Origin of the sequence: Serratia sp. NFX21 (genome assembly GCF_048517035.1) — a bacterium.
Taxonomy (GTDB): Bacteria; Pseudomonadota; Gammaproteobacteria; order Enterobacterales; family Enterobacteriaceae; genus Serratia; species Serratia quinivorans.
The window spans coordinates 3,699,049-3,722,597 of the sequence record NZ_CP183196.1 but is presented as its reverse complement, the minus strand read 5'-3'; the positions used below and the strand labels follow the sequence as shown (position 1 = coordinate 3,722,597).

General features: G+C 53.4%; 19 protein-coding genes. 11 read left to right on the top strand and 8 right to left on the bottom strand.

What is annotated here, in order from left to right:
* Positions 1 to 401: 401 nt before the first annotated feature.
* Entirely contained in the window at positions 402 to 1,541 is a 1,140-nt protein-coding gene (norW, locus tag ACNT1W_RS17480; protein WP_419245921.1) for an NADH:flavorubredoxin reductase NorW, read from the bottom strand.
* Positions 1,538 to 2,995, bottom strand: a complete 1,458-nt coding sequence (norV, locus tag ACNT1W_RS17475) for an anaerobic nitric oxide reductase flavorubredoxin (RefSeq protein WP_419245920.1) — start codon at positions 2,993 to 2,995, stop codon at positions 1,538 to 1,540. The genes norW and norV overlap by 4 nt, the downstream gene beginning before the upstream one ends.
* Positions 2,996 to 3,158: 163 nt before the next feature.
* Here norV and norR point away from each other — a divergent pair, with 163 nt between their 5' ends.
* Positions 3,159 to 4,682 (top strand): nitric oxide reductase transcriptional regulator NorR, encoded by a 1,524-nt coding sequence (gene norR / locus ACNT1W_RS17470; RefSeq protein ID WP_041418605.1) that lies wholly within the window; start codon positions 3,159 to 3,161, stop codon positions 4,680 to 4,682.
* Positions 4,683 to 5,181: 499 nt separating this feature from the next.
* On the opposite strand, the gene ACNT1W_RS17465 is transcribed toward norR, so the two are convergent.
* Both ACNT1W_RS17465 and ACNT1W_RS17460 read right to left on the bottom strand, forming a co-directional pair.
* On the bottom strand, positions 5,182 to 5,544 hold the full coding sequence (locus ACNT1W_RS17465; protein WP_071593028.1) for a hypothetical protein: 363 nt from the start codon (positions 5,542 to 5,544) through the stop codon (positions 5,182 to 5,184).
* A gap of 227 nt (positions 5,545 to 5,771) precedes the next feature.
* Complete coding sequence (locus ACNT1W_RS17460) at positions 5,772 to 6,989, bottom strand: M24 family metallopeptidase (RefSeq protein WP_261128457.1); 1,218 nt, start codon at positions 6,987 to 6,989, stop codon at positions 5,772 to 5,774.
* Positions 6,990 to 7,605: 616 nt separating this feature from the next.
* Between ACNT1W_RS17460 and ACNT1W_RS17455 the strand changes: the two genes are divergently transcribed.
* The 10 genes from ACNT1W_RS17455 to sbmC all read left to right on the top strand — a co-directional run bounded on the left by ACNT1W_RS17455 (position 7,606) and on the right by sbmC (position 16,604).
* Positions 7,606 to 8,748: an MFS transporter gene (locus tag ACNT1W_RS17455; protein WP_419245919.1), complete on the top strand. Its 1,143-nt coding sequence runs from the start codon at positions 7,606 to 7,608 to the stop codon at positions 8,746 to 8,748.
* A 44-nt stretch (positions 8,749 to 8,792) separates the two neighbouring features.
* Positions 8,793 to 9,647, top strand: coding sequence for a cupin-like domain-containing protein (locus ACNT1W_RS17450; protein ID WP_259189773.1), 855 nt, complete (start codon positions 8,793 to 8,795; stop codon positions 9,645 to 9,647).
* Positions 9,647 to 10,870: an aminotransferase class I/II-fold pyridoxal phosphate-dependent enzyme gene (locus ACNT1W_RS17445; protein ID WP_261098025.1), complete on the top strand. Its 1,224-nt coding sequence runs from the start codon at positions 9,647 to 9,649 to the stop codon at positions 10,868 to 10,870. Before ACNT1W_RS17450 ends, ACNT1W_RS17445 begins: the two co-directional genes overlap by 1 nt.
* Positions 10,867 to 11,730, top strand: a complete 864-nt coding sequence (locus ACNT1W_RS17440) for a CoA ester lyase (RefSeq protein ID WP_329906768.1) — start codon at positions 10,867 to 10,869, stop codon at positions 11,728 to 11,730. The genes ACNT1W_RS17445 and ACNT1W_RS17440 overlap by 4 nt, the downstream gene beginning before the upstream one ends.
* The gene (locus ACNT1W_RS17435) at positions 11,727 to 12,614 is read left to right on the top strand and encodes an acetaldehyde dehydrogenase (acetylating) (protein WP_012145748.1); all 888 of its coding nucleotides are present in this window, start codon (positions 11,727 to 11,729) and stop codon (positions 12,612 to 12,614) included. Before ACNT1W_RS17440 ends, ACNT1W_RS17435 begins: the two co-directional genes overlap by 4 nt.
* Positions 12,598 to 13,599 (top strand): 4-hydroxy-2-oxovalerate aldolase, encoded by a 1,002-nt coding sequence (gene dmpG, locus ACNT1W_RS17430; protein WP_419245918.1) that lies wholly within the window; start codon positions 12,598 to 12,600, stop codon positions 13,597 to 13,599. Before ACNT1W_RS17435 ends, dmpG begins: the two co-directional genes overlap by 17 nt.
* The gene (locus tag ACNT1W_RS17425) at positions 13,596 to 14,552 is read left to right on the top strand and encodes an ornithine cyclodeaminase family protein (RefSeq protein ID WP_419245917.1); all 957 of its coding nucleotides are present in this window, start codon (positions 13,596 to 13,598) and stop codon (positions 14,550 to 14,552) included. The genes dmpG and ACNT1W_RS17425 overlap by 4 nt, the downstream gene beginning before the upstream one ends.
* Entirely contained in the window at positions 14,546 to 15,061 is a 516-nt protein-coding gene (locus ACNT1W_RS17420) for a MaoC family dehydratase (RefSeq protein WP_012145745.1), read from the top strand. Before ACNT1W_RS17425 ends, ACNT1W_RS17420 begins: the two co-directional genes overlap by 7 nt.
* A 197-nt stretch (positions 15,062 to 15,258) precedes the next feature.
* Complete coding sequence (gene kynA / locus ACNT1W_RS17415; protein ID WP_012145744.1) at positions 15,259 to 16,101, top strand: tryptophan 2,3-dioxygenase; 843 nt, start codon at positions 15,259 to 15,261, stop codon at positions 16,099 to 16,101.
* A 32-nt stretch (positions 16,102 to 16,133) separates the two neighbouring features.
* On the top strand, positions 16,134 to 16,604 hold the full coding sequence (gene sbmC / locus ACNT1W_RS17410; RefSeq protein WP_419245916.1) for a DNA gyrase inhibitor SbmC: 471 nt from the start codon (positions 16,134 to 16,136) through the stop codon (positions 16,602 to 16,604).
* 93 nt (positions 16,605 to 16,697) lie between these two features.
* Here the strand turns inward: sbmC and ACNT1W_RS17405 are convergent, their stop codons facing one another.
* The 4 genes from ACNT1W_RS17405 to ACNT1W_RS17390 form a co-directional block, all read right to left on the bottom strand.
* Positions 16,698 to 17,606: a hypothetical protein gene (locus ACNT1W_RS17405; RefSeq protein ID WP_012145742.1), complete on the bottom strand. Its 909-nt coding sequence runs from the start codon at positions 17,604 to 17,606 to the stop codon at positions 16,698 to 16,700.
* A gap of 14 nt (positions 17,607 to 17,620) precedes the next feature.
* Positions 17,621 to 18,103: an Hcp family type VI secretion system effector gene (locus tag ACNT1W_RS17400; RefSeq protein WP_012145741.1), complete on the bottom strand. Its 483-nt coding sequence runs from the start codon at positions 18,101 to 18,103 to the stop codon at positions 17,621 to 17,623.
* 563 nt (positions 18,104 to 18,666) lie between these two features.
* On the bottom strand, positions 18,667 to 19,113 hold the full coding sequence (locus tag ACNT1W_RS17395; protein WP_310473598.1) for a DUF6386 family protein: 447 nt from the start codon (positions 19,111 to 19,113) through the stop codon (positions 18,667 to 18,669).
* 5 nt (positions 19,114 to 19,118) lie between these two features.
* Positions 19,119 to 23,549 carry an RHS repeat-associated core domain-containing protein gene (locus tag ACNT1W_RS17390; protein WP_419245915.1) on the bottom strand — a complete coding sequence of 1,477 codons (4,431 nt, stop codon included), beginning with the start codon at positions 23,547 to 23,549 and terminating at the stop codon, positions 19,119 to 19,121.

Here is a 23,549-nt window from a genome sequence, read left to right as displayed (position 1 = left end):
AATCAGAAAAATTTAATTATGTTTTTATATAAATTAATTACATTGCCGCGAGGGCGGATTGCAAGGTTTCTGTTTGATGGTTATTTTAATGTCGTGCTATTGCGTGTAATTATTAACCCAATTGACGTCCTGTATCAAGAGTTATCTGGCTGCCATTCTAATTATGTTGATAATATTTTATTTTGTGAATGTTGGGAATAAATGGTTGTCGTTAATTAAATCGATATTAATTATATTATAACTTGAGCGGGGGTTATTCTTGATACTCTGTTCTGGTGGTATAGAGCCTATTTTACTAAAGGGGGACGCCAACAGATTACCCCCTGTTGGCGTAAGGAGCCGCTAAACGTTGATAGCGGACAAAATGCCACCCTCAGCGTTGTGTCACCAGGATACTCTCATTAGGTCAGGGCATTTAATTCTTTCAGTAAACCGAAGGCCAGTTTCATATGATCTTCGCTAACGATAAACGCGCGTAACTGCTGGTGCTGATCAAAGCCTTTAGCGATCATTCCCTGCGGCTCAGCGACAATTGTCCAGCTCAAATCCTGCCGACGGGTTTCCCCTGCCAGCTGCAGCGGCAAGCTGGGGGTTTTCACCTTGACCAGCATGGCGGGCAGCTTTACCGCTTCCGCCGCACCCAGCAGGTTTTTTGCCAGGGTCATGGCGCTGAACTGAATCGGCTGGAGGAACGGTAACAGTTGCCCCTCGATCTCCGCGCAATCACCAAGAGCGTAAACATCCACTTGCGAGGTCTGTAAACGATTATTCACCTGGATGCCGCGATTAATCTGCAAACCGGCCTGACGCGCCAGCCCGACGTTTGGCCGCAAACCGACCGACGCTATCGCTGCATCAACCCACAATTGGCGACCGTTGCTCAGCGTGGCTTGTATCCCCTCATCATGTTGTGTCAGTGCGCCCAGTTGCTGGTTGAGCAGCAATTCTACCCCCATCTGTTGCAGAGCATGTTGCAGGCGGCAGCTCGCTTCAACCGGCATTAACCCCGATAGCAGGCTGCCGGACTTGTCTACTAGGGTGACCTGTTTACCGGCCCGGCACATGTCCATCGCCAGTTCACAGCCGATCAGCCCCCCGCCCAAAATCAACACCCGTTGCGCCTGGAGCAGGGTCAATTGGCTGTCGCGGAATTCCTGTTGGCTGTTGAGCGTCAGCATTAACTCATGGCCCGGCACCGGCGGCACTATGGCCGCAGCGCCGATCGCCAAAACCAGTTTATCGTAATGCCAGACTTGCTCTGCGCTGCGCACCATTTTTTGCCGCGTATCTATAGCCGTAATACGCGTATGGGGGTGTACCGTCAGTTGGAACTGTTCGGCGAAGTCACCGAAGCTTTGCCGGGTCAGGGCGTCAGCGGTTTGGTTTAGGCTGAATACATGGCTCAGTTCCGGTTTGTTATATTCATCGCAACTGTCGGCGGCTATCAGCCGAATAGGGACTTCGCCATCTTGCCTGCGCAGATTCTTGACCAACTGTCGGGCGGCAAAGCCGGAGCCGACGATCAGGATACCGGGGTTCATTTTGCCTCCGAAGAGAGTGGGTCGAACACCTCTTTGCCCATGGCGCATTCCGGGCACAGGAAATCATCCGGCACCTCTTGCCAGCAGGTTCCGGGCGCCACATCTTGCATAGGTTCGCCCAACGCCGGATCGTAGACCCACAGACAGACGCTGCATTGCATGCGCGGGCCAAGATCGGCATCGGCACAGGATACTTCGGGTTCAGACGCCGGCTGAACGGCAGTGACCGCAGGGGCTGACACAGTCAACGCCGAAGGAGACAATGCCCATTGGCGAGCGATATCCCGGCCATGTTGACGACAGACTGCCAGCGTATCGCCGTCAGGGCGCCATTTGGCTTTCAGCGCCAGCGTGGTTTCAAAGCCGCAATCCATCAATCGGGTTTGAATGCGGTCTACCGCGCCGCCATTCCAGCCGTAGCTGCCGAAGGCCGAAGCTTTCTTATTGCGAAAACGCAGCCCGGTTATCTCCTCCAACAGCCCGGCGACTTTCGGCATCATCACGTTATTCATGGTCGATGAGCCCACTAACACGCCTTTGGAACGGAATACGTTAGTCAGGATCTCGTTCTTGTCATGACGCGCCACGTTAAAAATCTTCACTGCCACACGCGGGTCGACTTCATTGATGCCTTGTGCCATCGCATCCGCCATCATGCGGGTGTTGTTGGACATGGTGTCGTAAAAAATGGTGATGCGATCTTCCTGATAATCCGCCGCCCACTCTAAATAGCGCTGTACGATTTGGGTTGGGTTATCACGCCATACCACGCCGTGTGAGGTGGCTATCATGTCTACCGGCAGGTTGAAACCGAGGATCTCGTTGATTTTTGGCGTCACCAGTCGGCTGAACGGCGTCAGGATATTGGCGTAGTAACGCTGACATTGTTCAAACAATTCATTCTGATCGACTTCATCATTAAACAGATGCTCATCGCAATAGTGCTGGCCAAAGGCGTCATTGCTAAACAGCACCGCATCGCCGGTCATATAGGTCATCATGCTGTCCGGCCAGTGCAGCATCGGCGTTTCAACGAAGATCAGCTGTTTGCCGTTGCCGATATCCAGGCTGTCGCCGGTGTGTACTACGTGGAAATTCCACTCCGGGTGATGATGGTGGCCGTTGATCGAATCAATGCCATTCTCGGTGCAGTAGATAGGCGTCCCCGGGATCTGCGCCATCAGTTCGGTCAACGCCCCGGCGTGATCTTCTTCTGCGTGATTGATGATGATGTAATCCAGGGTTTTAAGATCAATTTCCGCCGACAGATTTTGTACAAACTCACGGCTAAATTTATGGTCTACCGTATCGATCAGCACCGTTTTCTCTTCACGGATCAGATAGCTGTTATAGCTGCTGCCCTTTAGGGTTTTGTACTCTGTCCCATGAAAGTCACGGACTTCCCAGTCACGTTGTCCTACCCATTGGATATTGTTTTTTACCTGAATTGCCATGCTCATTACCTTTGTTGTCAGCGACTCAATTTTGATACTTGTAATGAGCAATGGGCGTGCCAGTCATTATCTTATTGTTTTATAAATACTAATAATTATTTGATGTCATTTTGACATCGGCGTAGCATTGTCTTTATGACTAGTAAGTGTCGGAATGACAATCATGACCCTCTCCATACAATCCCTCGCCAGCATCGCTATTGAACTGCAAAGCGGCCTGACGCAACGCGACCGCTTTCAACGTTTGATCAATAGCTTGCGTAGCCTGCTGCGTTGCGACGCTTCCGCATTATTACGTTTTGAAGGACAACAGTTCCGCCCATTGGCTATCGACGGGTTGGCCCAGGACGTGCTGGGGCGGCGCTTCGCGCTGGATGCTCATCCACGCCTGGAGGCGATTGCCCGCGCCGGTGGCGTGGTGCGTTTCCCTGCGGACAGCGAATTACCGGATCCTTACGATGGGCTGATCCCAGGTCATGACCAACTGAAGGTTCATGCCTGCATTGGGTTGCCGCTGTTTGCCGAGCAGGATTTAATCGGTGCGCTGACTTTCGACAGTTTGGATCCGATGCAATTCGATCGCTTTAGCGATGAGGAACTGCGGTTAATCAGTGCGCTGGCGGCGGGGGCGCTAAACAATGCGTTATTGGTGGAAGCGCTGGAGCGACAGGCGCTGTCTCCGCTGGCCTCTCCGGGGGGAAGTTCCCCGAGAGAAAATGATGAAATCATCGGGCTTTCGTCGGTGATGCAGCAGCTCAAGCAGGAAATCAGCATTGTTGCCGGTTCCGAGCTCAACGTATTGATCACCGGAGAGACCGGTGTCGGGAAAGAGCTGGTAGTGCGGGCGATCCATCAGGGATCGGCGCGGGCGGCCAATCCGCTGGTCTATCTAAACTGCGCCGCGCTGCCGGAAAGCGTGGCGGAAAGTGAGCTGTTCGGCCATGTCAAAGGCGCATTTACCGGTGCCATTCAACATCGCGCCGGAAAATTTGAAATGGCGGATAATGGCACTCTGTTCCTCGATGAGATTGGCGAACTGTCGTTATCGTTACAGGCCAAGTTGCTAAGGGTGATCCAATACGGTGATCTCCAGCGGGTGGGGGATGACCGGGTCAAGCGCGTTAACGTGCGCATTTTGGCGGCCACCAATCGTGACCTGAAACAGGCTGCGGTGGATGGGGCATTCCGCCTGGATTTATACCATCGGCTGAGCGTGTTCCCACTTGCCGTGCCGCCATTGCGTGAACGGGTCAGCGACATTGCCCTGCTGGCGGGGTACTTTTGCGAACGCTGCCGCATCAAACTGGGCTTGATGCAGTTAACGCTCTCGGTACAGGCGTTATCGGCGCTAGAACAGTATTCATGGCCGGGGAATATTCGCGAACTGGAACATTCGATCTATCGGGCGGCGATTTTAGCCCGCGCCGAGCAAAGCAGCAGCGAGCTACAACTGTTACCGGCGCATTTCACTATCAAGGCTGGAGCCTTGCCGGCCAGGATCATAGATGACGCCCTGCCGGAGAGTGCTATTGGGGTGAGTCTTGCCACACTGACGCAGCATTTCCAGCGCAGCGTGATTGAGAAAACCCTGGTGGAATGCGAGATGAACTGGGCCGCCACGGCACGTAAGCTGGAGTTGGACAGCGGTAACTTGCACCGATTGGCCAAGCGATTGAATATGAAATAAATACGCTTTTTTTATGATACCTATTTCTCATATGTTGGGCGATTTTATCAATGTTTTTTGAAAACCACACAGATGACTTTATATATGGAAATAATAATGGAAAGTGAAAAGAACACGGCAACGATGAGTTTTGAGATTTTTTCTGGCGCAGAGTAAAGATAATCAACGCCGATGCCTGCACCAGCTAATAAAACCATCCCAATTAAAACTGATATTGTCCAGTATGTTATCTTCATGCTGAAGACTTTGTAAAAAAATCGAATACTTTAAAAAATAAAGAAATGAAAAAAGAGAAAGTGGCAATGATAATGACTAATTGAGACATGCCTGCCGGCGCGGCAAAGCCTGAACCAGGGTTAAGCACACCAACGCCGCTAAGGAAAGGGCTGCTGGAAACTATAGCTAACAATACAAGTAACGATCTAATTGTCTTTATCATATATAACGCGACTCTGATGTATAAGGCGGTAGTAATAAACTACCGCCTATGGTTTCTAGTTTAGATACGGCATGAGCTACCAATTGAACCATTACAATTAGAACTTTTATTTCCGGCATTGCTATTATTATCACCATTAGAACCTTTGTTGGTGAAGCACCCACCAGCAAGTGATCCACCAATAAGTCCTAATCCGAGACCAAGCGGTCCGCCAGCAGCTCCTGCAATCATGCCGCCGATAATGCCAGCACTACAATTTGTTGTCTCCTGACTCTGTTTCTTATAATAACCACCATTATCAGCTTTTCCACTGGTGTTGCTGGTTCTACCTCTGTTTCTGCCGCCATTATCTACACGGTCGCCACCGTTATTACCACGGCCACCGGCGATAGAGTCTAGCAAAGCTATATCAATTGTTTTCATTATCAACTCCATTTGAATGTGTAATTTATTTTCATATTCACTTTTGAAAGGGACGGTTAATTTTTAGCTCACAACTATTTTTATATCAAGAGTTATTTCACTCAGGCGGCGCGAAATTTTAATTAATTAGTGGTTTCACTAAGTTTTATAATTAAATGGTTTTATTAAACATGGTCGATATTAATATTTATATTTAAACCCGAGCGGCATCGCCGCCCGGGGGATTATCAGCCCGCTAAATCAAATGGGTCATCAATGGATTTTGCCGGTGGGGTAAACCAGCGTGCGCCTTCGTGGGTAACGTAAAAATGATCTTCAAGGCGGATGCCAAACTCACCCGGCAGGCACAGCATGGGTTCGATGCTGGCGCACATGCCGACATCGAGCGGTTGCTGCTGTTTGCGGATCAGATACGGGGCTTCATGAATATCCAGCCCGATACCGTGCCCGGTGCGATGCGGCAGGCCCGGCAGCTGATAGTCCGGCCCAAATCCATAAGAAACCAACACATCGCGCGCCGCGTCATCCACTTTATGGCAGGGCACACCGGGCGCGATAACGGCAAAAGCGGCGGCCTGCGCCTCATGCTCCGCCTGCCAGGCGAAACGCTGCCGTTCGTTGGCTTCGCCGTACACATAGGTACGGGTGATATCGGACAGGTAACCCTTATAGCGGCAGCCGGTATCGAGCAGCACGATATCGTTGTTTTGCAGCGGGTTGGGTTGCTTCACGCCATGGGGGAACGCGCTATCGGATCCGAACAGTGCAATACAGAAGTACGAGCCGCTGGTGCCCATTTTACGGTGGGCTTTATCGACGAAGTCGATCAGTTCGCTGGCGGTGATGCCAGGGCGCAATATGCTGGCCGCAGCCTGCTGCACCCGCAGAGTAATATTATTGGCGGTTTGCATCAGCGCGATTTCCGTCGCCGATTTACGGCTGCGGCAATGGCCGGTGATCGGCTGGGCACTGATCAGCCTGATATCGCCGGCATATTGTTGCAGGCCGAGGAACAGGGTGACCGAAGCCGTTTCGCAAATTGCCACCTGGCGTGCGCCCGTTAGCCCGCGAGAGGCCAGTACGGTGAAGAACAACCGGTAGGGATCTTCTTCCTCATGCCAGCTAAAAATTTCTGCTTCTATCACCTGTGCGTCTTTGAAGGTGCCAATTTCAAACCAGGGGGCAATATAGGCGATTTCGCCTTCGGCTGGGATCACCGCGCCGACCATGCGTTCACTCGCCGACCATTGAGTACCGGTAAAATAGCGCAGATTACTGCCGGCGTTGACATAGCAGGCGTCGATACCGTTTTCGCGCATCAGGCGCTGTGCATGCTGAATGCGTTGCCGATACTCATCGCCGGCGATTTCAGGCGGATTGTCCGTCAACGGTTGCAACTGTTCCAGGGCCTGTTGCGCCGTGCAACCGCCAATGCCTGTAGCCATGCTTCTCTCCTCGCGTAGTGTCAAATGTCAGGGCCGATGCTCCTGCGCACTAAACCTTCATCATAAGTAAACCACAGCAACAAAACTTGGCTTTATTAGATAAGAAAGTTGTCGATTACGGCACAGTTTCTTGCCTGGCATTCTGATGCGCCAGAGTGCCAACCAATTTTGCTGAAAATGGTGAGTTTAGCGAAATAAAAATTATATTCGGTCATTATTTTATCGCTAACTGGTTATATTATCTAGATAATGCAATAACGCATCAATGTGATGCAAAAACGCTCTTGCTAATATCCATTAGCGTTGCTAATTCTTAATGCCCATCGTATTAAATAAATTTATAAACTTTGGAGAGCATATTTAGCATGGCGAAACTTAATCTTTGGGCGTGCTTTCACTTCCTCGGATTATTGTGTGTAAATAATTAAATTATTATCTCTATTGTGCGCACTTAATCTAATAGGTGGGTGGATGTATTCTGACGAATATATTTAATTGCCTGGGTATAAGCGATATTTTAACGAGAGTCCTTATGGAAACAAATGCCGTTGAGTCTAAATTCAGTTTTGGCTCCTATACCCGATTACTGTCCGGCCCCGGACATGCCGCGCTTTCGTTGTTTGGTTTATTGCTGCGCTTTCCCGTGGCGATGCGATCTATTAGCTGCATTATGCTGCTTTCTGCCACGACCAATTCGCTGTGGATAGCAGGCACCGTCGCCGGAACCTTAATGATTACCCAGGCTTTGGCCAGCCCGATACTGGGGGGCTTTGCTGACCGATTCAGCCAGCGAAAAGTGCTTATTGTCACCAGTTGCTGTCACGTTATCGCCATAGTTTTGCTGATTGCCCTGGTGTTTCTTGATGCCCATTTATGGCTAATTATGGCCGCGGCTATTGGTATTGGTTGTTCATCAGTACCGGTTGATGGCTTTATTCGTACCCGTTGGGCGGCGATGGTCACCGATGAGGCTCTGCGAACCGCCTATGCTTTAGAAACCGTACTCGACGAGATTATTTTCTTGTTGGGGCCATTGGTTGCCATTGTGTTAGCCACGGTATTGCACCCCGCTGCGGGGTTGGCTTTATGTGCCGCATTCACCTTCAGTGGGTCGATGGCGTTGGTGCTGCATCGGCGTTCAGAGCCGGTTATTGTGCAGAAGGTTGACGAAAAAAACCGCAGGGCTATTAGCATGATATGGGTGCGTAGCCTGATGGTTTCTTATGCGGCGGTGGGCATATTCCTTGGCTCGATCGATGTCATGATGATCGCCTTTGCCAAAGAGGTGGGCAATCCCACTCTCGCCGGAGTGCTGTTGTCTATTTGCGCCGGGGGCAGCCTGGTAGGAGGGCTCTGCTATGGTGCGATGAACTGGTCTATACCGCAGCCACGGCTGCTGTTGCTCACTTCCGCCACGCTTTTCGCAGGCACCGTTCCCCTGGTTTTCACCAGTTCCCCGTTGGTTATGGGTTTGTCTGCATTTATCGCCGGTTTATCGGTGGCGCCGTTATTAATCACCTGCAGTAACCTGCTGGAATCATTAACCCCGAAAGGCTGTTTATCCGAAGGCTTTTCCTGGCTTTCAAGCGCCGGGTGGCTGGGTTTTTCCTTCGGTGTCTCGGTGGGCGGGCAACTTTCAGATCAAACCGGGGCTGCCCAGGTCGCCTGGATCGCTCTGGCCGCTGGCATGCTCGCCTTATTAGCCAGTCTGTTCAGCCAATCACTACTCAGTAAGAAATCAATGCCAAGCCCCATTTAAGCGGGTTCTCTCACTCTTATTACCGAGACAGGAAAACGGCCATCGTGAACCAGTTAACCACGGGTATGCCCGTTCCACGTATTAGCTTTAATGAATTTGTCGCTATGGGAGTGGAGGCTATTTTCCGAGCCGACGTTCCTGTGATTATTACTGATTTACCGCTTGATACCAGCAATAGTGCTAATGACCTTATTGCTCAACGGTTAGGTGATGACAATGTCACATTATTCCGGGAGGCGAGTAATAAGGAAAATACCGAGCGATGGCAGACCACGAAAATTCAACTTCGTGGTTTTTTGGAAAATGAACAATACCAGCGAGACAACAGCACCTGGTACCGGGTGGTTTCCAATATTATGCACCGGCCAGAAGATATCAATACTCTTCTCGGCTTTGATGCGTTTTCGCTACTGGCTTCCCGTCGCGGTCTGAATGCGGCCAATTTATGGATAAGTTACCACGGTGTATTCACCCAAAGTCACTTCGACGAACTCGAGAACTTTAATATCGCCCTGCAGGGAAGAAAACGATTCATCCTTTACCCACCCGGCCGACGCGATTATTACCCGCGTTCTATCCTAAAGGGATTTGGCGACAAATCGCAGGCCTTCGATTTTAACAATATTGACCCACAGCGTTTTCCACGGTTGGCAGCGAAATCCCCGCAGCGCCGCGATTTTATTCTGGAGCCCGGTGAAATGCTGTATTTGCCGCTGGGCTGGTGGCATCAGGCCGAATCGTTAGACGACCTGAATATCAACGTTAACTTTTGGCTGTGGGATCTGAAAATCCTGCGCAGGCCTTATGTTTTGTATTCCGCGCTCTACACGGCTGCCTACCGTAAATTCAAAGGCATTTATAACTATCAACCCGAACCTGCCAAGAAGGAAGGAATTTGATGACCAGCCGCAAGAAGATCATGCCAACCAACCAATATCGCAACAACGACAAAGCTATCGGTATTGGTAATCCCTTCTGGGATATGTCAGAGCAGAACGGACTCGCAGGGATCGTCGCCGGACTCGAAAACGATCGCCTGTCCACCCCGAGTGGTCATCAATTTGTCAATTTTAGCTGCTGTTCTTACCTGAATCTGGACTCCCATCCCAGGGTGATAGAAGGGGCTATCGACGCGGTACGTCGTTACGGCGTGCTGGATCACTGCATCGCCCGTAGCCGGGTCCAGCTTCCGGTGCTCAAAGAGCTGGAGGAATCGCTCGGCGAACTGTTCCAGGCCAATGTTCTCAGTGGCGTGTCGGCCAGTAGCATCAGTGGGGGACTGCTACCGCTGATCGCCTCCGGACATTTGGGTAACGGTGTTCGGCCGTTAATGATTTTCGATAAGCATGCTCATGTTTCTTTGGCGGCGGCAAAACCCGCCTGTGCCGATGAAACCGAGGTCGTCACCTGCAATTACCACGATCTGGAGTTCATCAAGGACTGCTGCAAGAAATACCAACGGGTCTGCTACGTGGTTGACGGCAGCGATAGCCTGGGCGGCTATGCGCCGGTTAAAGAGTTGGCCGAACTGCAGGACAAATACGGCCTGATGGTGTTCTACGATGATTCACATTCTATTTCCGCCTATGGCGAACGTGGGATCGGTTACGTTCGCTCACACAGCCCGGCGCTCAATGAGAACACCGTTATGGTGGTCACGCTCAACAAGGCTTTCGGCACCAGCGGGGCGGCGATACTGCTCAACGGCTATTCACAGCCGATGTTGCGCCTGGTCGAGCGCTTTGGCGGCGGGCTCAACTATTCGCAAAATCTGAACACGGCGGCTATCGGTGCCAGCCTGGCCTCTGCCGAAATTCACCGCACGGCAGAACTGCCGATGCTGCAAAAGAAATTGTACGACAACATTGCGCTGTTCGATTCCCTGATCCCGACCGAGCAGAGCGGCAACGCCTACCCGATCCGACTGGTGCCGATGAGCGATGAGACGGTGATCAGCGAAGGGCGTCAGGTGATAGAAGCCGGTTTCTATGTCTCACCGGTATTCTTCCCGATCGTCGCCAAAGGCACTGCCGGTCTGCGGGTCATGATGCGTGCCGGGCAAACAGAAGATCAAATTCGCCGTTTGTGCAAAATACTGGCTGAAGTAAGGGCTCCCCAATGACGGATAACACACGCGCCATTCCGCGCAGCATTCTGTATACGCCCGCCTTGTCGCTCAACCGGGTAGTCAAGGCGCTGACTTATGACGCCGATGTCCACCTGATCGATCTGGAAGACTCGGTTCCCGGCCCGTCGAAGGCAGAAGGGCGGATTATCTGCCGCACCGCTCTTGATAATGCCCCTCCGTCGGCGAATATTGCCGTGCGCATCAACGCGCTGGGTACGGTTGATGCGCTGCATGATCTGGTGATGCTCTGTGGTAGCGGCACCGCGCCGGGGTTTATTGTCATGTCGATGGTCAGGTCACCTGCCGAGGTGGTTTTTCTGCGTGAGACTTTTGCCTCTGCGGGCAAGTACCCGGAGATTTACCTGACGATAGAGACCGTTGAAGCCATTACCGATCTCGATGACGTCGCGGCCGTAGCCGATGGCCTGATTTTTGGCTCTGCGGATCTGGCGGCCACGCTGGGCGTACCCATCACCTGGTCGGGAATGCTGGCGGCACGTCAGGCGATGGTTCTGGCCAGTGCCAGACACGGCATTGGTTGCATTGATACCGCCAACTATCGTCTTTCTGAACCCGAGGTGCTGGCTCACGAAATCCAGAACATCAGGGATCTGGGCTTCCACGGTAAAGCTACCGTGCATCCCAGTGAACTTGAGCCGATCAATTCAGCGTTACGGCCTAACGAAGGCGCGTTATTGGCGGCGCGCCGCATCACCGAGGCGGTCAAGGCTGCGCAAGGGGGCATTGCCTTGCTCGATGGTCATATGGTGGGGCCACCCTTCGCCCGCATGGCCCATACCACCCTGGGATTAGGCCAGGCCTGGGCTGCTCGTTTTAACAGGAGCAACTCATGACGCTCTCCGTTGCCGTGATAGGGACCGGCGCCATAGGGATGGATCTGGTCAATAAAATATATCGCTCATCCTGGCTGCATTGTGGGCTGGTGGCAGGGCGTAACAAGGACTCGGCCGGTTTGGCGATTGCCACTGAGCTGGGTTGCCCGATCAGTGCCGGCGGTATCGACGCCATTCTGGCTGCCCCCAAGCCATTCGATGTGGTGTTCGACGCCACCAACGCCATGTCACATGTCAAACACTGGGAGTTGCTACGTCCGTTGGGTACGTTGCTGATCGACCTGACTCCCAGCCACCTGGGGAAAATGATCGTCCCCACGGTGACCGGTACCGAAGCCCTGACCGATCGCAATGTCAGTTTGATCAGTTGCGGTGGGCAGGCGTCGATCCCGATCCTGCATGCCCTGAGCCGGCATTTCCAAATTAACGACATCGAGGTGGTGGCGACCGTAGCCAGCAATATTTTGGGGCGAGCGACCAGAGTCAACATCGATGAATACGTAGAAACCACGCAGATTGCGCTCAGCGCTTTCACCGGCGTGGCAAATACCAAGGCGATCCTCAATATCAGCCCGGCCACTCCGCCAGCCATGTTCAGGGTCACTATATTTGCCGATATTCCCGGCGTGACGGCAGAACAGATAACCCCGGTGGTCACTGCGGCGGCGGCGGCGGTGCGGGAGTTTTCGGCGGGTTATCGGTTAACGGCGCTCAAGGTGACCGAAGGGCGAGCGTCAATCTCGCTGGAGGTGACGGCCAGCAGCAAGGTCATGCCAGAATACGCGGGCAACCTGGACCTGATTAATTCCGCTGCCATTCTGGTCGCCGAACAGTATGCGCACTATCGAAATAAAGCGGAGGTGGCCAATGACTATTCTCATTAACGATTCAACCCTGCGCGATGGTCAGCATGCGGTAAAACACCAACTCACTGCGGCGCAGTTGCGAAGCTACGCCACGGCGGCAGACAAAACCGGTGTGGCGATGGTTGAAGTCGGCCACGGTAACGGGCTGGGGGCTTCCTCCTATCAGGTGGGGCGTGCGGCATTGAGTGACGAAGAGATGCTGACCACCGTGCGCGAGTCTTTGCAAAACAGCAAGATGGGGGTGTTTATGTTGCCCGGTTGGGGCACCATCGCCGACTTGACCAAAGCTCTGGCTTACGGCACGGATGTGGTGCGCATTGGTACCCATTGTACCGAGGCTACGCTGGCCGAACGCCATCTGGGTTGGCTGCGGGAACAGGGCGCTGAGGCTCATGCGGTGCTGATGATGAGCCATATGGCAAGCCCGGCCGAGTTGGCTGACCAGGCGGAGTTATTGGTGAGTTACGGCGCCCAGGCGGTCGGCATTATGGATTCGGCCGGCAGTCTTTTGCCGCAGGATGTCACCGCACGTATTACGGCCATGCGCATGCAGGTAGCGGTACCGCTGATTTTCCACGCGCATAACAACCTTGGCATGGCGGTGGCGAATTCGCTGGCCGCCGTTCAGGCGGGCGCCGGCATTATTGACGGCTGCGCTCGTGGGTTTGGTGCCGGGGCGGGCAATACCCAACTGGAAGTGCTGATCCCGGTATTGGAGCGCCTGGGTTTCAACACCGGCATCGATCTCTATCATTTTCTGGATGCCGCCGATCTCGCCGCCAGAGAGTTAATGGTGGTTCCGCCAATGATTGACTCTCTGGGCATCGTCAGCGGTCTGGCCGGTGTCTTCTCCGGCTTCAAAAGCCCGGTGCTAAACCATGCAGGCAGCGCCGGGGTGGATGCGCGCGATGTCTTCTTCGAACTGGGACGACGACAAATTATTGCCGGGCAGGAAGACCTGATCGTTGAGGTTGTCGCCGAACTGAAGAGGGCGGCCTCATGACCATGTTAATCATCGACGCCGCTGAAATGGCGGGGGGCGATCGTCTGCGACAGGTGATGATCGCCCTGAGTGACGTGTTCCAGGATTTACGCAGCGGTAAAGAACAATCACCGCCGCGCACCTTACTGGACCATGGCCGTTCAGAGATGCTGGTCAGCCCGGCCAGCTGGCTGAAACGCGGTGTCGCCAGCGTCAAAATCACTACGCTCACGCCGGGTAACTCCGCCCACGGGCTGCCGCTGATCCACGGTGTGGTGGTGCTGACCGACATCAATACCGGCCAGATGCTGGCATTACTTGACGGCGCAAGCTTAACGGCAGTTCGCACCGGCGCAGTGGCCGGTTTGGCGACCGACCTGTGTGCTAATGCCGATGCCGGCAACCTGGCCATTCTGGGGGCCGGGGTACAGGCCCGGGCAGTGCTGCTGGCAATGCTTGCCGTTCGCCCGATCCGCAAGGTGCGAATCTTTTCCCGCACGCCGGCCAGAACCGAACGGTTCGTGGAGTGGGCGAGAACGGTGACGGCGGCAGAGATTGCTATTTGCCATAGCGTGTTCGAAGCCGTGCAGGGGGCGGATATCATCTGCACCACCACCTCAACTTCATCTTCCCAACCCTTGATTGAGGCCGATTGGGTAACGCCGGGGGCGCATCTGAATATTATCGGCGGTACCCATGAAGAGGCTATTGAGGTTGATCCTGCCTTGCTGAAAACGGCGTTTGTGGTGGTGGAAACCGCCGCTGCCGCCAGGGAGGACGCGGGAGAGGTGCGAACCGCCCTCACGCAGGGTTACCTCCAGCCTGAAGATCTTAATGAACTTGGCGCTGTCATTCTTGGCGAGTCTGCTGCGGGCGAAGGGCTGACAACCTTGTTTCGCAGTGTGGGGCTGGCGATTGAAGACACGGCCGCAGCGATCGCACTCTATCCATCTAAAGAGAAGAGACCATGCTAAGACGAGTTGGCGAAAATGAGTACGTTGAAGAACACGGTGGCGACTACGAGGACTTCGAGCCTGGCATGACCATCAAACATTGGCCGGGGCGCACGCTTTCAGAAGCCGACAACACCTGGCTAACCTTGCTGACCATGAACCAGCATCCGTTGCATTTCGATCAGGCCTATGGCGCCCAGGTTGAATATGGCCGGGTATTGGTGAACAGCAGCATTACCCTGGCGTTGGTCAGCGGCATGACCGTGCAAGCCTTGTCCGCCAGAGCCGTGGCTAATTTGGGGTGGGAAAAAGTGCGTTTGAAAGATCCGCTTTTTGTCGGCGATACGCTGTATGCCACCAGCAAAATCTTGGCAAAACGGCCTTCAAAATCCCAGCCGAACAAAGGCATTGTCACGGTTGAAACCCTGGGCATCAAATCCACCGGCGAGACGGTGATTACTTTTGAGCGGTCGTTTATGGTTCTGCGACGGGATTATATTGCCGCCCAATCTTCGTCCGCGCAGGATTAAATGCCTGGCTCATCCCCGTTGATCACCGCAGCGGGGATGAGCAGAAAAAACCATGAAATGAAAGCGCTGTTACCCAGCCTGAGATCTGCGTGGCAACTCTGGTTGATAGTCCTTCAGGGCTGGGGGTTGTGTACTATGTTTTCTGTTTGCAGCACGCTACACGCCGCTTCCGGTCGTGAGCGCAGCGGAGAGAACAGATGAACAAACGGGAATTAGAAAGCGCGATTGTCACCGATTTTTCCAAACGCATGAGCTACGGCGACTATCTGTGCCTGGATCAACTGCTGGACTGCCAACATCCGTTGTCCAACCCGCAGCATCATGATGAGATGCTGTTTGTGGTGCAGCACCAGACCTCCGAACTGTGGATGAAGTTAATGCTGCACGAGCTGCAGGCGGCGCGGATACTGGTGCAGCAGGACAAACTCAGCCACTGCTTCAAAATCCTGGCCCGGGTCAAACAGATCCAGCGTTTGCTGTTTGAGCAATGGGCGGTGCTGGAAACCCTGACACCGTCGGAATACGTTGAATTCCGTGACGTGCTGGGCAACTCATCGGGTTTCCAATCCCATCAGTATCGCTCGATTGAATTTTTGTTGGGCAACAAGAATGCCGCCATGCTGGCGGTATTCAGCAACGATGCGGATAAACACGCCGCGCTGAAGGCGATCCTCGAGGCACCCAGCCTGTACGATGAATACCTGCTCTATCTGTCACGTCACGGCCTGCCGATTCCGCAGGAGTGTATCGAACGTGACTGGACCCAGCCTTACCAGCGCAACCCGGACCTGCTGCCGGCGTTTAAAGAGATCTACGACCACCCGCAAAAGTATTGGGAAGCCTATGAAATGGCCGAGAAGCTGGTGGATATTGAGGAGAGCTTCCACCTGTGGCGTTTCCGCCATATGAAAACGGTGGAGCGGATTATCGGCTTTAAAACCGGCACCGGCGGTTCCAGCGGTGTCAGCTTCCTGAAAAAGGCGCTGGAATTGACCTTCTTCCCGGAACTGCTGGATGTGCGAACCGAGATTGGTGCCTGAACGGTATCCCGTATTAGTGCGAGGAGAGGGCGATGACGGTAAGAATTGAAGATAAATCAGCGGAAAGAGTGGTGGGTGTGCGAGTGGTCGGGCCTTATCCGCAAACCATCCCTCAGGGCTGCCAACGGCTGATGGCCTGGCAGCAGCAACACCAGGTGCCACTGGGGAAGTGGCTGGTGCTGTACTGGGACGATCCGGCTGAAGTGGCGCCCGAGCGACTGCAGGCCGATGTGGTGTTTACCGTGGCGGATGATTTCGTATTGCCGACGTCGGGCAGTGAGGGTTTTGCGTTACAAACCCTGCCCGCCGGGCAATATGCGATTTACAACGTGCGCGTCAGCGACGGGGATTTCGAGCGGGTATGGGGTGATTTCTATCAGCGGGAACTGCCGGCCAGCGGCTATCAGCCAGTAGAAGGGGTGAGCTATGAGCACTACCTTAATGACTGCGAGGCGGATGGTTACTTTGACCTGGATATTTACCAGACGGTGAAAAAAGGCTGAGTTTGCGGTGCAGGGAAGGGAAAATGCTGAGGCGTCAGGGAGAGAAAAGGGGCTGAACCCGGCGAATACCGGGCTCAGCTCTCTTATTATCGGCTAGAAGGTACTGGCGATTTCATACATTAACTTCATATGCGCCCTTGAGATATCCGTCGTGCCGCTATCACTGATGACCGAGACATACTGCTGCTCACTGGTTAACAGGATTTTGGCTTGTAACGGCGCGGATCGTTCGTTCAGGGTGGTAAATAGCAGAGTTTCAATGCGATCCAGATTCGGATCCGCTCTGCCCCTGGCCTGGTCCGTATAACGTCTGCCCATATAGAGCTCGGCATTACTGCGGCATTTGTCTTCATCCTTGATGATTTTTATCCGCGTTTCGTTAACGAACTCAATCAGCTTGATCCTCGCCTTGGCCGTTCTTTTGGTTGCTTCCAGCAAGTCCTTATTGTCCGTCTGCTGACGCTCGGACAAGGTATTTCTAAGCATCAACAGGCCGGCGCTGACGATACCGGTCGCGCCGATCGTCGTCATGGCATACCGGACATAGATGTTGGTCATCAGTGTGTCTGCTGCCTGAGCGGCGGCGATCGCCGCATAGGTAGCCCCCGCGCCTGATAATGCGCCCACGGCACCTACTGCCTTGGCGGCATAATCATAGTTACTCTTTTGCCTGTCGTCATAGACGTTGCCTCCATAACCCCGCAGCGAGGTTTTATATTTTTGGAAGAAACCAGAGTTCTCTTGCAGAGTGGTATTGTTGCCATTATTTAATAGCCCCATTTCCATCTCGTTGGTGTTATCTTCACCATTGCGCTGGGCATCACTGCTCTGGCGCAATCGTTCGAAACTGGACATGATTGCCCGTTCGGAGTCATTCTCATACTGGTTGAGCGCTGTATTATCCAGCTCATTAACAAAGGCGATAATTATCCGCAGCTCGTCAGCATTGTATACCGAGAGATCGTTGAGCAGATTGTCTATCGCCAGCGTTGGGTCTGCCATAGTGCTGCCCTCGATTAAATCTCTTTATTCTGTTTAATATCCCAACCGGCTTTGGTTTCTGCACCCTTGGTGCCGCTGGCGCTTTGCTCCCAGTAATGCAGATTGACCTTGGAAGCCTGAAAACGATATTTAACCAGGATATTGTCGGTGTGCCCAACACCGGTAAAGTCCGCCATACTGACCAGGACATCTTCCAGCACGATCCTGGTATATTCGACCTGGGTCCCCCCGGCCTTGCAGATAGAAAGTTCTACTTTGGTTACATGTTTACCGCTGGAGCAAAACTTCAGAATGGCCGGTGTAGATTTATCAATAAGTGCCTGCACCTCCAAATCCTTGAAGTTTACTTTCCCCGTCCCGCCGCCACCGCCTACGGCCATATTGCCAGACTGGGTCGCCCCCCAGTTGAATGACAGAATATCAGTCCAATTCTTGTGATTCGAATCATTAGATTCGCCAGTAACCCCGTCAACCTTCAGAAATGAGTCAATTGCCATTTTGATACCTATATGAAATTGATTAATTTGCATTGGCGAAGCGGATTTATATCCATCAAGGCCAATAAGTGAGGTGATACTTCTGGGCAGTTACAGCATTTGCTAATACGCCCAGAATTAAACTTGAACCAAATATTAATGGTGATTGCAACGGCTATGGGTGGGTATCTCTCCTTTGGTTTTTAGGGTGAGTTTGGTTGTGCAGCGCAGAGAAGTCGCACTACCACAGGTTTTTATATTTAGGGGTGAATTTACGAATGCTTTTTATAAATAACTTATTGATTAGATAGAATGTTTTATATTTTATGATTTTCGTTTTTATTCACCAACCCAGACAGGTTCAGTGCATCACAAAGCTAAAGGTCGATATTTAGGGTTAAACCCAATCGAAGAGAGACCGGCATGCCATCGCGGGTTGCCTGCTGCAGTCGGAAACATTCCCTATGACTGGTGCTTCTTTAGGGTGTGTCAAACAAGTCTGGGCTGGTTCAGCATGCTACTAATCCTGAAGGATCTTTTAGATTACTTCAGGATTATTTTAGTTAATTAACATCCATACTTAACTAAATTCTAATGAGATCAGTGATGTTATTTACTTTACAATTACTTATAGAGAAAGATATCGATATGTCAGTTTCGTCTCTATTATATTTAACTTCATATCCACCAGGAGGTAATTTAATCATTATACCAGCCATGTAATCAGAGCCGTCTGGTTCAAGGTCACCACCACTCACATCCTCCCCAGCACCGATGAATACGTCTCCAGATGGGACGTTTAAAAAGAATGAGTCACGATCTCCATTTATCTCATCAATGATTTTAACTGTGTAACTACCATCGTCTCCTAAATTTAAAAAAAGCACATTACCTTTATTAATCTCATCTATTTCATCCTCAGGAATGCTCCACCAATCAGGTGAGTCACTAACTCTATGCTTTAGAGAGGACAAGTCGTAAATTACCAGAGTTGCTGTATCTGTTGAAAATGAGAAGGTTTTATTCATCATTACCTCTAATTAAATATTATTTCACTTATCCGGTCTCCAGGTTGAAGCCCAGCCTTCCGCCCAGCATTTTTTAACGAACTACCAACACTTTTATTTATAGATTCATTCAGCATTTGTAGACGTTGTGTTGGTGAACCACCAACGATTAAATCAACAGGATGATCCGCATTCAACTTAGTTAAATCTGCAGGCTTGCCGAACATCTTTTCATAGCGTGATGACACAGCTTGGCGATATGAACTCTGAACCGAAGAGATCCTCACATCATGAGTTCCTGGGGACCAAACTAACTCACCTCTTTGAGCTGCACGATTTAGAGAGTTCTGTTTTTTCATAAACTGCCTTTCTAGATACTTTCTTTCAGTATCCGTTAAGTTCGAGCTACTCAATATTTTGGGCTTATTAACAGATAATGATTTTCCGGTAGAACACTTGCTCAAACCCAGCGGATCCACCCACCCCAAAGGGTTCGGTGCATACTGATAAAGGTTTATCCCACCCGCCAACCCAATCGGGTCGTGCTGGGTAAATCTGCCGATATCCGGGTCGTAATAACGGAACAGATTGTAGTGCAATCCGGTTTCGCGATCCAGATATTGGCCCTGAAGGCGCAGGTTTTGGGAGTAATCCAGATGCTGCTGATTTTCTTCATACTTTGTTTTGCCCCAGGCGCTGCTGTGGCCTTGCCAGCGTAGGGTACCGTCGCTGTCGGTCAGGCTTTCCGGTTCGCCGTTGGGCGCGGTGTGGAAGTAAAACACCTGCGCCTGCGGCCCGCCGTCGATACGTGCCAGTGGCTCATAGCTTCCCTGATCGGCATACACATAGGTGAGCGGCATGCCGTCGCGGGTTTCCTGCAACAGTCGGAAACCTTCCCACAGGAAGGTGGTGGTCTGGCGTTTTCCGCCCGGTTGGCGCAGGTCCTGGCTTTGCATCCATACCTGTTTTTGCGTGCGCCGTCCGAGTGGATCGTAACGGAACTGCATATGCTGCAAGGGTTCGCTGCGGTGCAGGCTGTAACGTACCACTTCGCAGAGTCGGTGTTCGGCGTCGTAATGGTACTGCCAGCGGTAGTGACCCTTGCGTTTTTCCACCGTGCGGCCAAAGGTATCGTAACGGTAATCGATGCCTTGATAGTGCATCACGCGATTATGCCGCTGGCGGAATTGCCCCTCATCCAACAGGTTGGAGGCCGGATCGTAGCGGTAGCGCTCGGTGTCTGGCAAGGTGCCGTCCTGGCTTAGCAGACGGCCTGCGGCGTCATAGTGATAACGCTGATAGGCGAACGGGTTGGCGTTCTGTTCTTCGCGCGTCAGGTTATTTTGATAGTCGTAGAACCACTGCCGCGAACTGCTGGCAGGGGCCGGACGTTGGCGATTGTCGTGAAAAATCTCCCGGCGATCTTTGCGGCCGAGCCGATCGTAGTGCAGCCGGCTGGTCAGTCGGCCCTGGGTGCGGCTCAACTCACGGTGCAGGTTGTCACGCTCGAACTCGCTAATGGTAACGTCATCCAGCGCCACCTGCAGCAGGTGGCCGCTGCCGTAGTACAGCGAACGCAGGGTGCGGCCGTCGGGCAGAGCAATTTGCGTGCGGTTGCCCATCGGGTCGTAATCGTAGTTCAGCGTGCCCTGATTACCTTGCTCACTGAGCACCCGACCCAACAGGTCATAGCTGAAGCTGGCTTCGCTCTCCGCTTCCGGCTGAAAATCCCGCCATACATCGCCGCGATAGAAGGCGGCGTGCAGTAACTGGCCGACCGGATTGTAGCGATAGCGGGTTTCTCCGTCCGGTGTCTGCTTGTTCAACAGTTGTCCGGCGGCGTCATGGCTGAAGTAGTGTGAAAAGGCAGCAGGCGTATTGGCTGCAAAGATGCGCTCAATAACCCGACGGCACTCGTCATAACGATAGCGGGTACTGATACCGTCCAGCCCGGTCTCTTCCTGCAGCAGGTTGGCCGCTGTCCACTGGAAGCAGTAGCTCTCGCCGTTCTCATTGCGCAGGGCGGTCAGCCGACCACGAGTATCGTAGCTGCGCAGCACTTCGCCATCGAGCGGGTTGCGGGTGGCCAGCAGGCGGCCGACGCTGTCGTAACGGTAATGTGTCAGGCGACCATCGGCCCCCTGGTAATGCACCAGCTGACCCTGTGCGTTCCAGCCCAGTTTCTCCTGCCAGCCTTCGGCACGCTGCAACTGTGTCAGGCGGCCGACGTTATCGTAATGGTAACGGGTGCTCTCACCGGCGGCATCGGTGACCTCGGTTAACCAGCCTTGTGGCAGGTAGCTGTAGGTGGTCTGTTTACCTGAACAATCGCGGGCGCGGATCAACTGGCCGTGTTCGTCATAGGCGAAATGGCTGATGCCGCCGTTGGCGTCGACCGACTGTACGACCTGGCCGTAGTCATCGCGCAAATAACGCTGGGTGTGACCGAGTGCATCGACGTCGGCTACCAGCGCGTGGCGCTGATCGTAATAAAAATACTGTGTGCCACCGTTAGGTGCTTTGATACTGACCGGCAGCGCGCGCTGTGGCAGCCATTGTGTCAGGCGGATATTGCCGAGAGGATCTTGTTCTTCGACCAGGTTACCGGCTTCGTCGTAGCGAAATTGCCAGCCATGGCCCAACGGATCCTGGCTCGCGACCAGCATATCTTCGTCGTTCCACTGGTAGCGCCAGACTTCACCGCGTTCGTCGGTGTATTCGGTAATCAACTGCTGGCTGTTCCAGCGGTGGCTGTGTTGCAGACCATCGTATTCGGTGACGGTGGTCAGGCCTGCCGCCAAATCGTAATCTATGGTGCAGCCGTTTCCGGCTTCATCGCGGTGTTCCACCACCCGCCAGTCGTCAAACATTGCCCAGCGATATTCGAAATAGGGGCTGCCTGCCTGTTGATGGCGGGTCAACAGAGACTGATCGTTATAATGGAACTCGCGGGTAATCAGGCCACCGGCGTCAACCACCTGGTGAAGATCGCCAGTGTCGTTATAGCAATAACGTACCCGTGTCTGCTGGTTATGGCACAGTGCCGTAACGCGATCGGCAAAGCGAGCATCGGCGTATTCCAGTTGCAACGTCATGGCGTTGGCACTGTCGCTGATCTGGCTCAGACGTTGTTGTTCGTCGTAGCTCAACAGCAGCGCGTTGTCATATTCGTCGCTCAGCGACATTAGCCGCAGGCGAGAGGGCTCCTGTGGTAGCGGGACAAACAGCCGCCACACGCTGCCATCGGTATCGGCGATGACCAGTTGGCCCTCTTCACCGCTGCGGAACATCAGCCCTTCACCGGCGCTGAAGCTGGGTTTGTTCACTTCGGGTAGCGGGAAGCGCAACTCGCGGCCGGTTTCATCATGCAGGCAGCATTCGACACCGCCTTTGCCGTCGTCAACCAGATCGACCCAGGTTTCAAACGGTGTACGCCAGCCGTGACCGAACAGGCCCTGATAGCGGTTACGGCTGTTGTAATTACGCTGCCAGACCAGCGGGAAGCGTGCCGACAGCAGCAGATCGATATCCTCTTCGCCGTTCAGGACCTTGGCACCGGTGGCAGCGTGTACTGGATTAAACGCTGCGTGGATCGCTTCCCCAAGCGCATTGGCACCTGCCGCCGCCAGCCCGCCGCCAATCATGCAGGGCAGGTTCTTGACCAGTTTGGACGGGTTGCCGAGCAGCAATGGCAGTACGGTCAGCGCCAGGCCGATGCCTGGCAGTTTGCCGCTTTTGATATCCCGCACCACAACCGCATCGCCGCCGATCAGGACGTTCTTTGAAACGTCGGTCGAGACCTTGGCTTCACAGGTTGAACGGTCGTTACTGCGCACGGCTGGTTGACCATTAATGAATACCTTGCCGGAACCTTCCGCCAGATATTGCGGGCTGGAGTGCTTGTCGCAAGCGATCTTGTCTTCTTCCAGCGCCTGGCTGGGCAGGCTGGGACCGGCGACACTGGGCTGCCACAACTGGGAAATGATATTGCCCCCGGCGGCCAGCAGCTCAGAACCGTAATCCCAAAAACTTTGTGGCGGTTGCGGCGCGGGCAGGGCTTTGATCTCATCAGCTGTGAGCAACCGCCCGGCGGCACGAGCGGCCGGTTTGGCGTTAGTGAACACATTGGCCGATCCCGTGAGGATCACGCCGGAGACCACCGGGGGAAACAGCCAGTTGGCCACGGTGTCACAACCGTTGCTGATATGTTCGCCGACGCCGGTCAGGCTGGCGGTGAAGCCGACGATCAGACCGGCACCGACACAGCCGGAAGCCGCTGTTGCCGCCGCACCTAACACAGCCACTCCCGCCAGTGCCGGAGCTGCCGCTGCCGCTGCGGCCGCAACGGCGGCTGTCGCCAGTGAGTAAACCGCGACCTCGGCAACGGCGCTGGCGATGTCCGCCAGCGGGCTGGTATGGATCAGTTCGTCATCCTTTCTTGCCGCCCAAATATCGCTCAT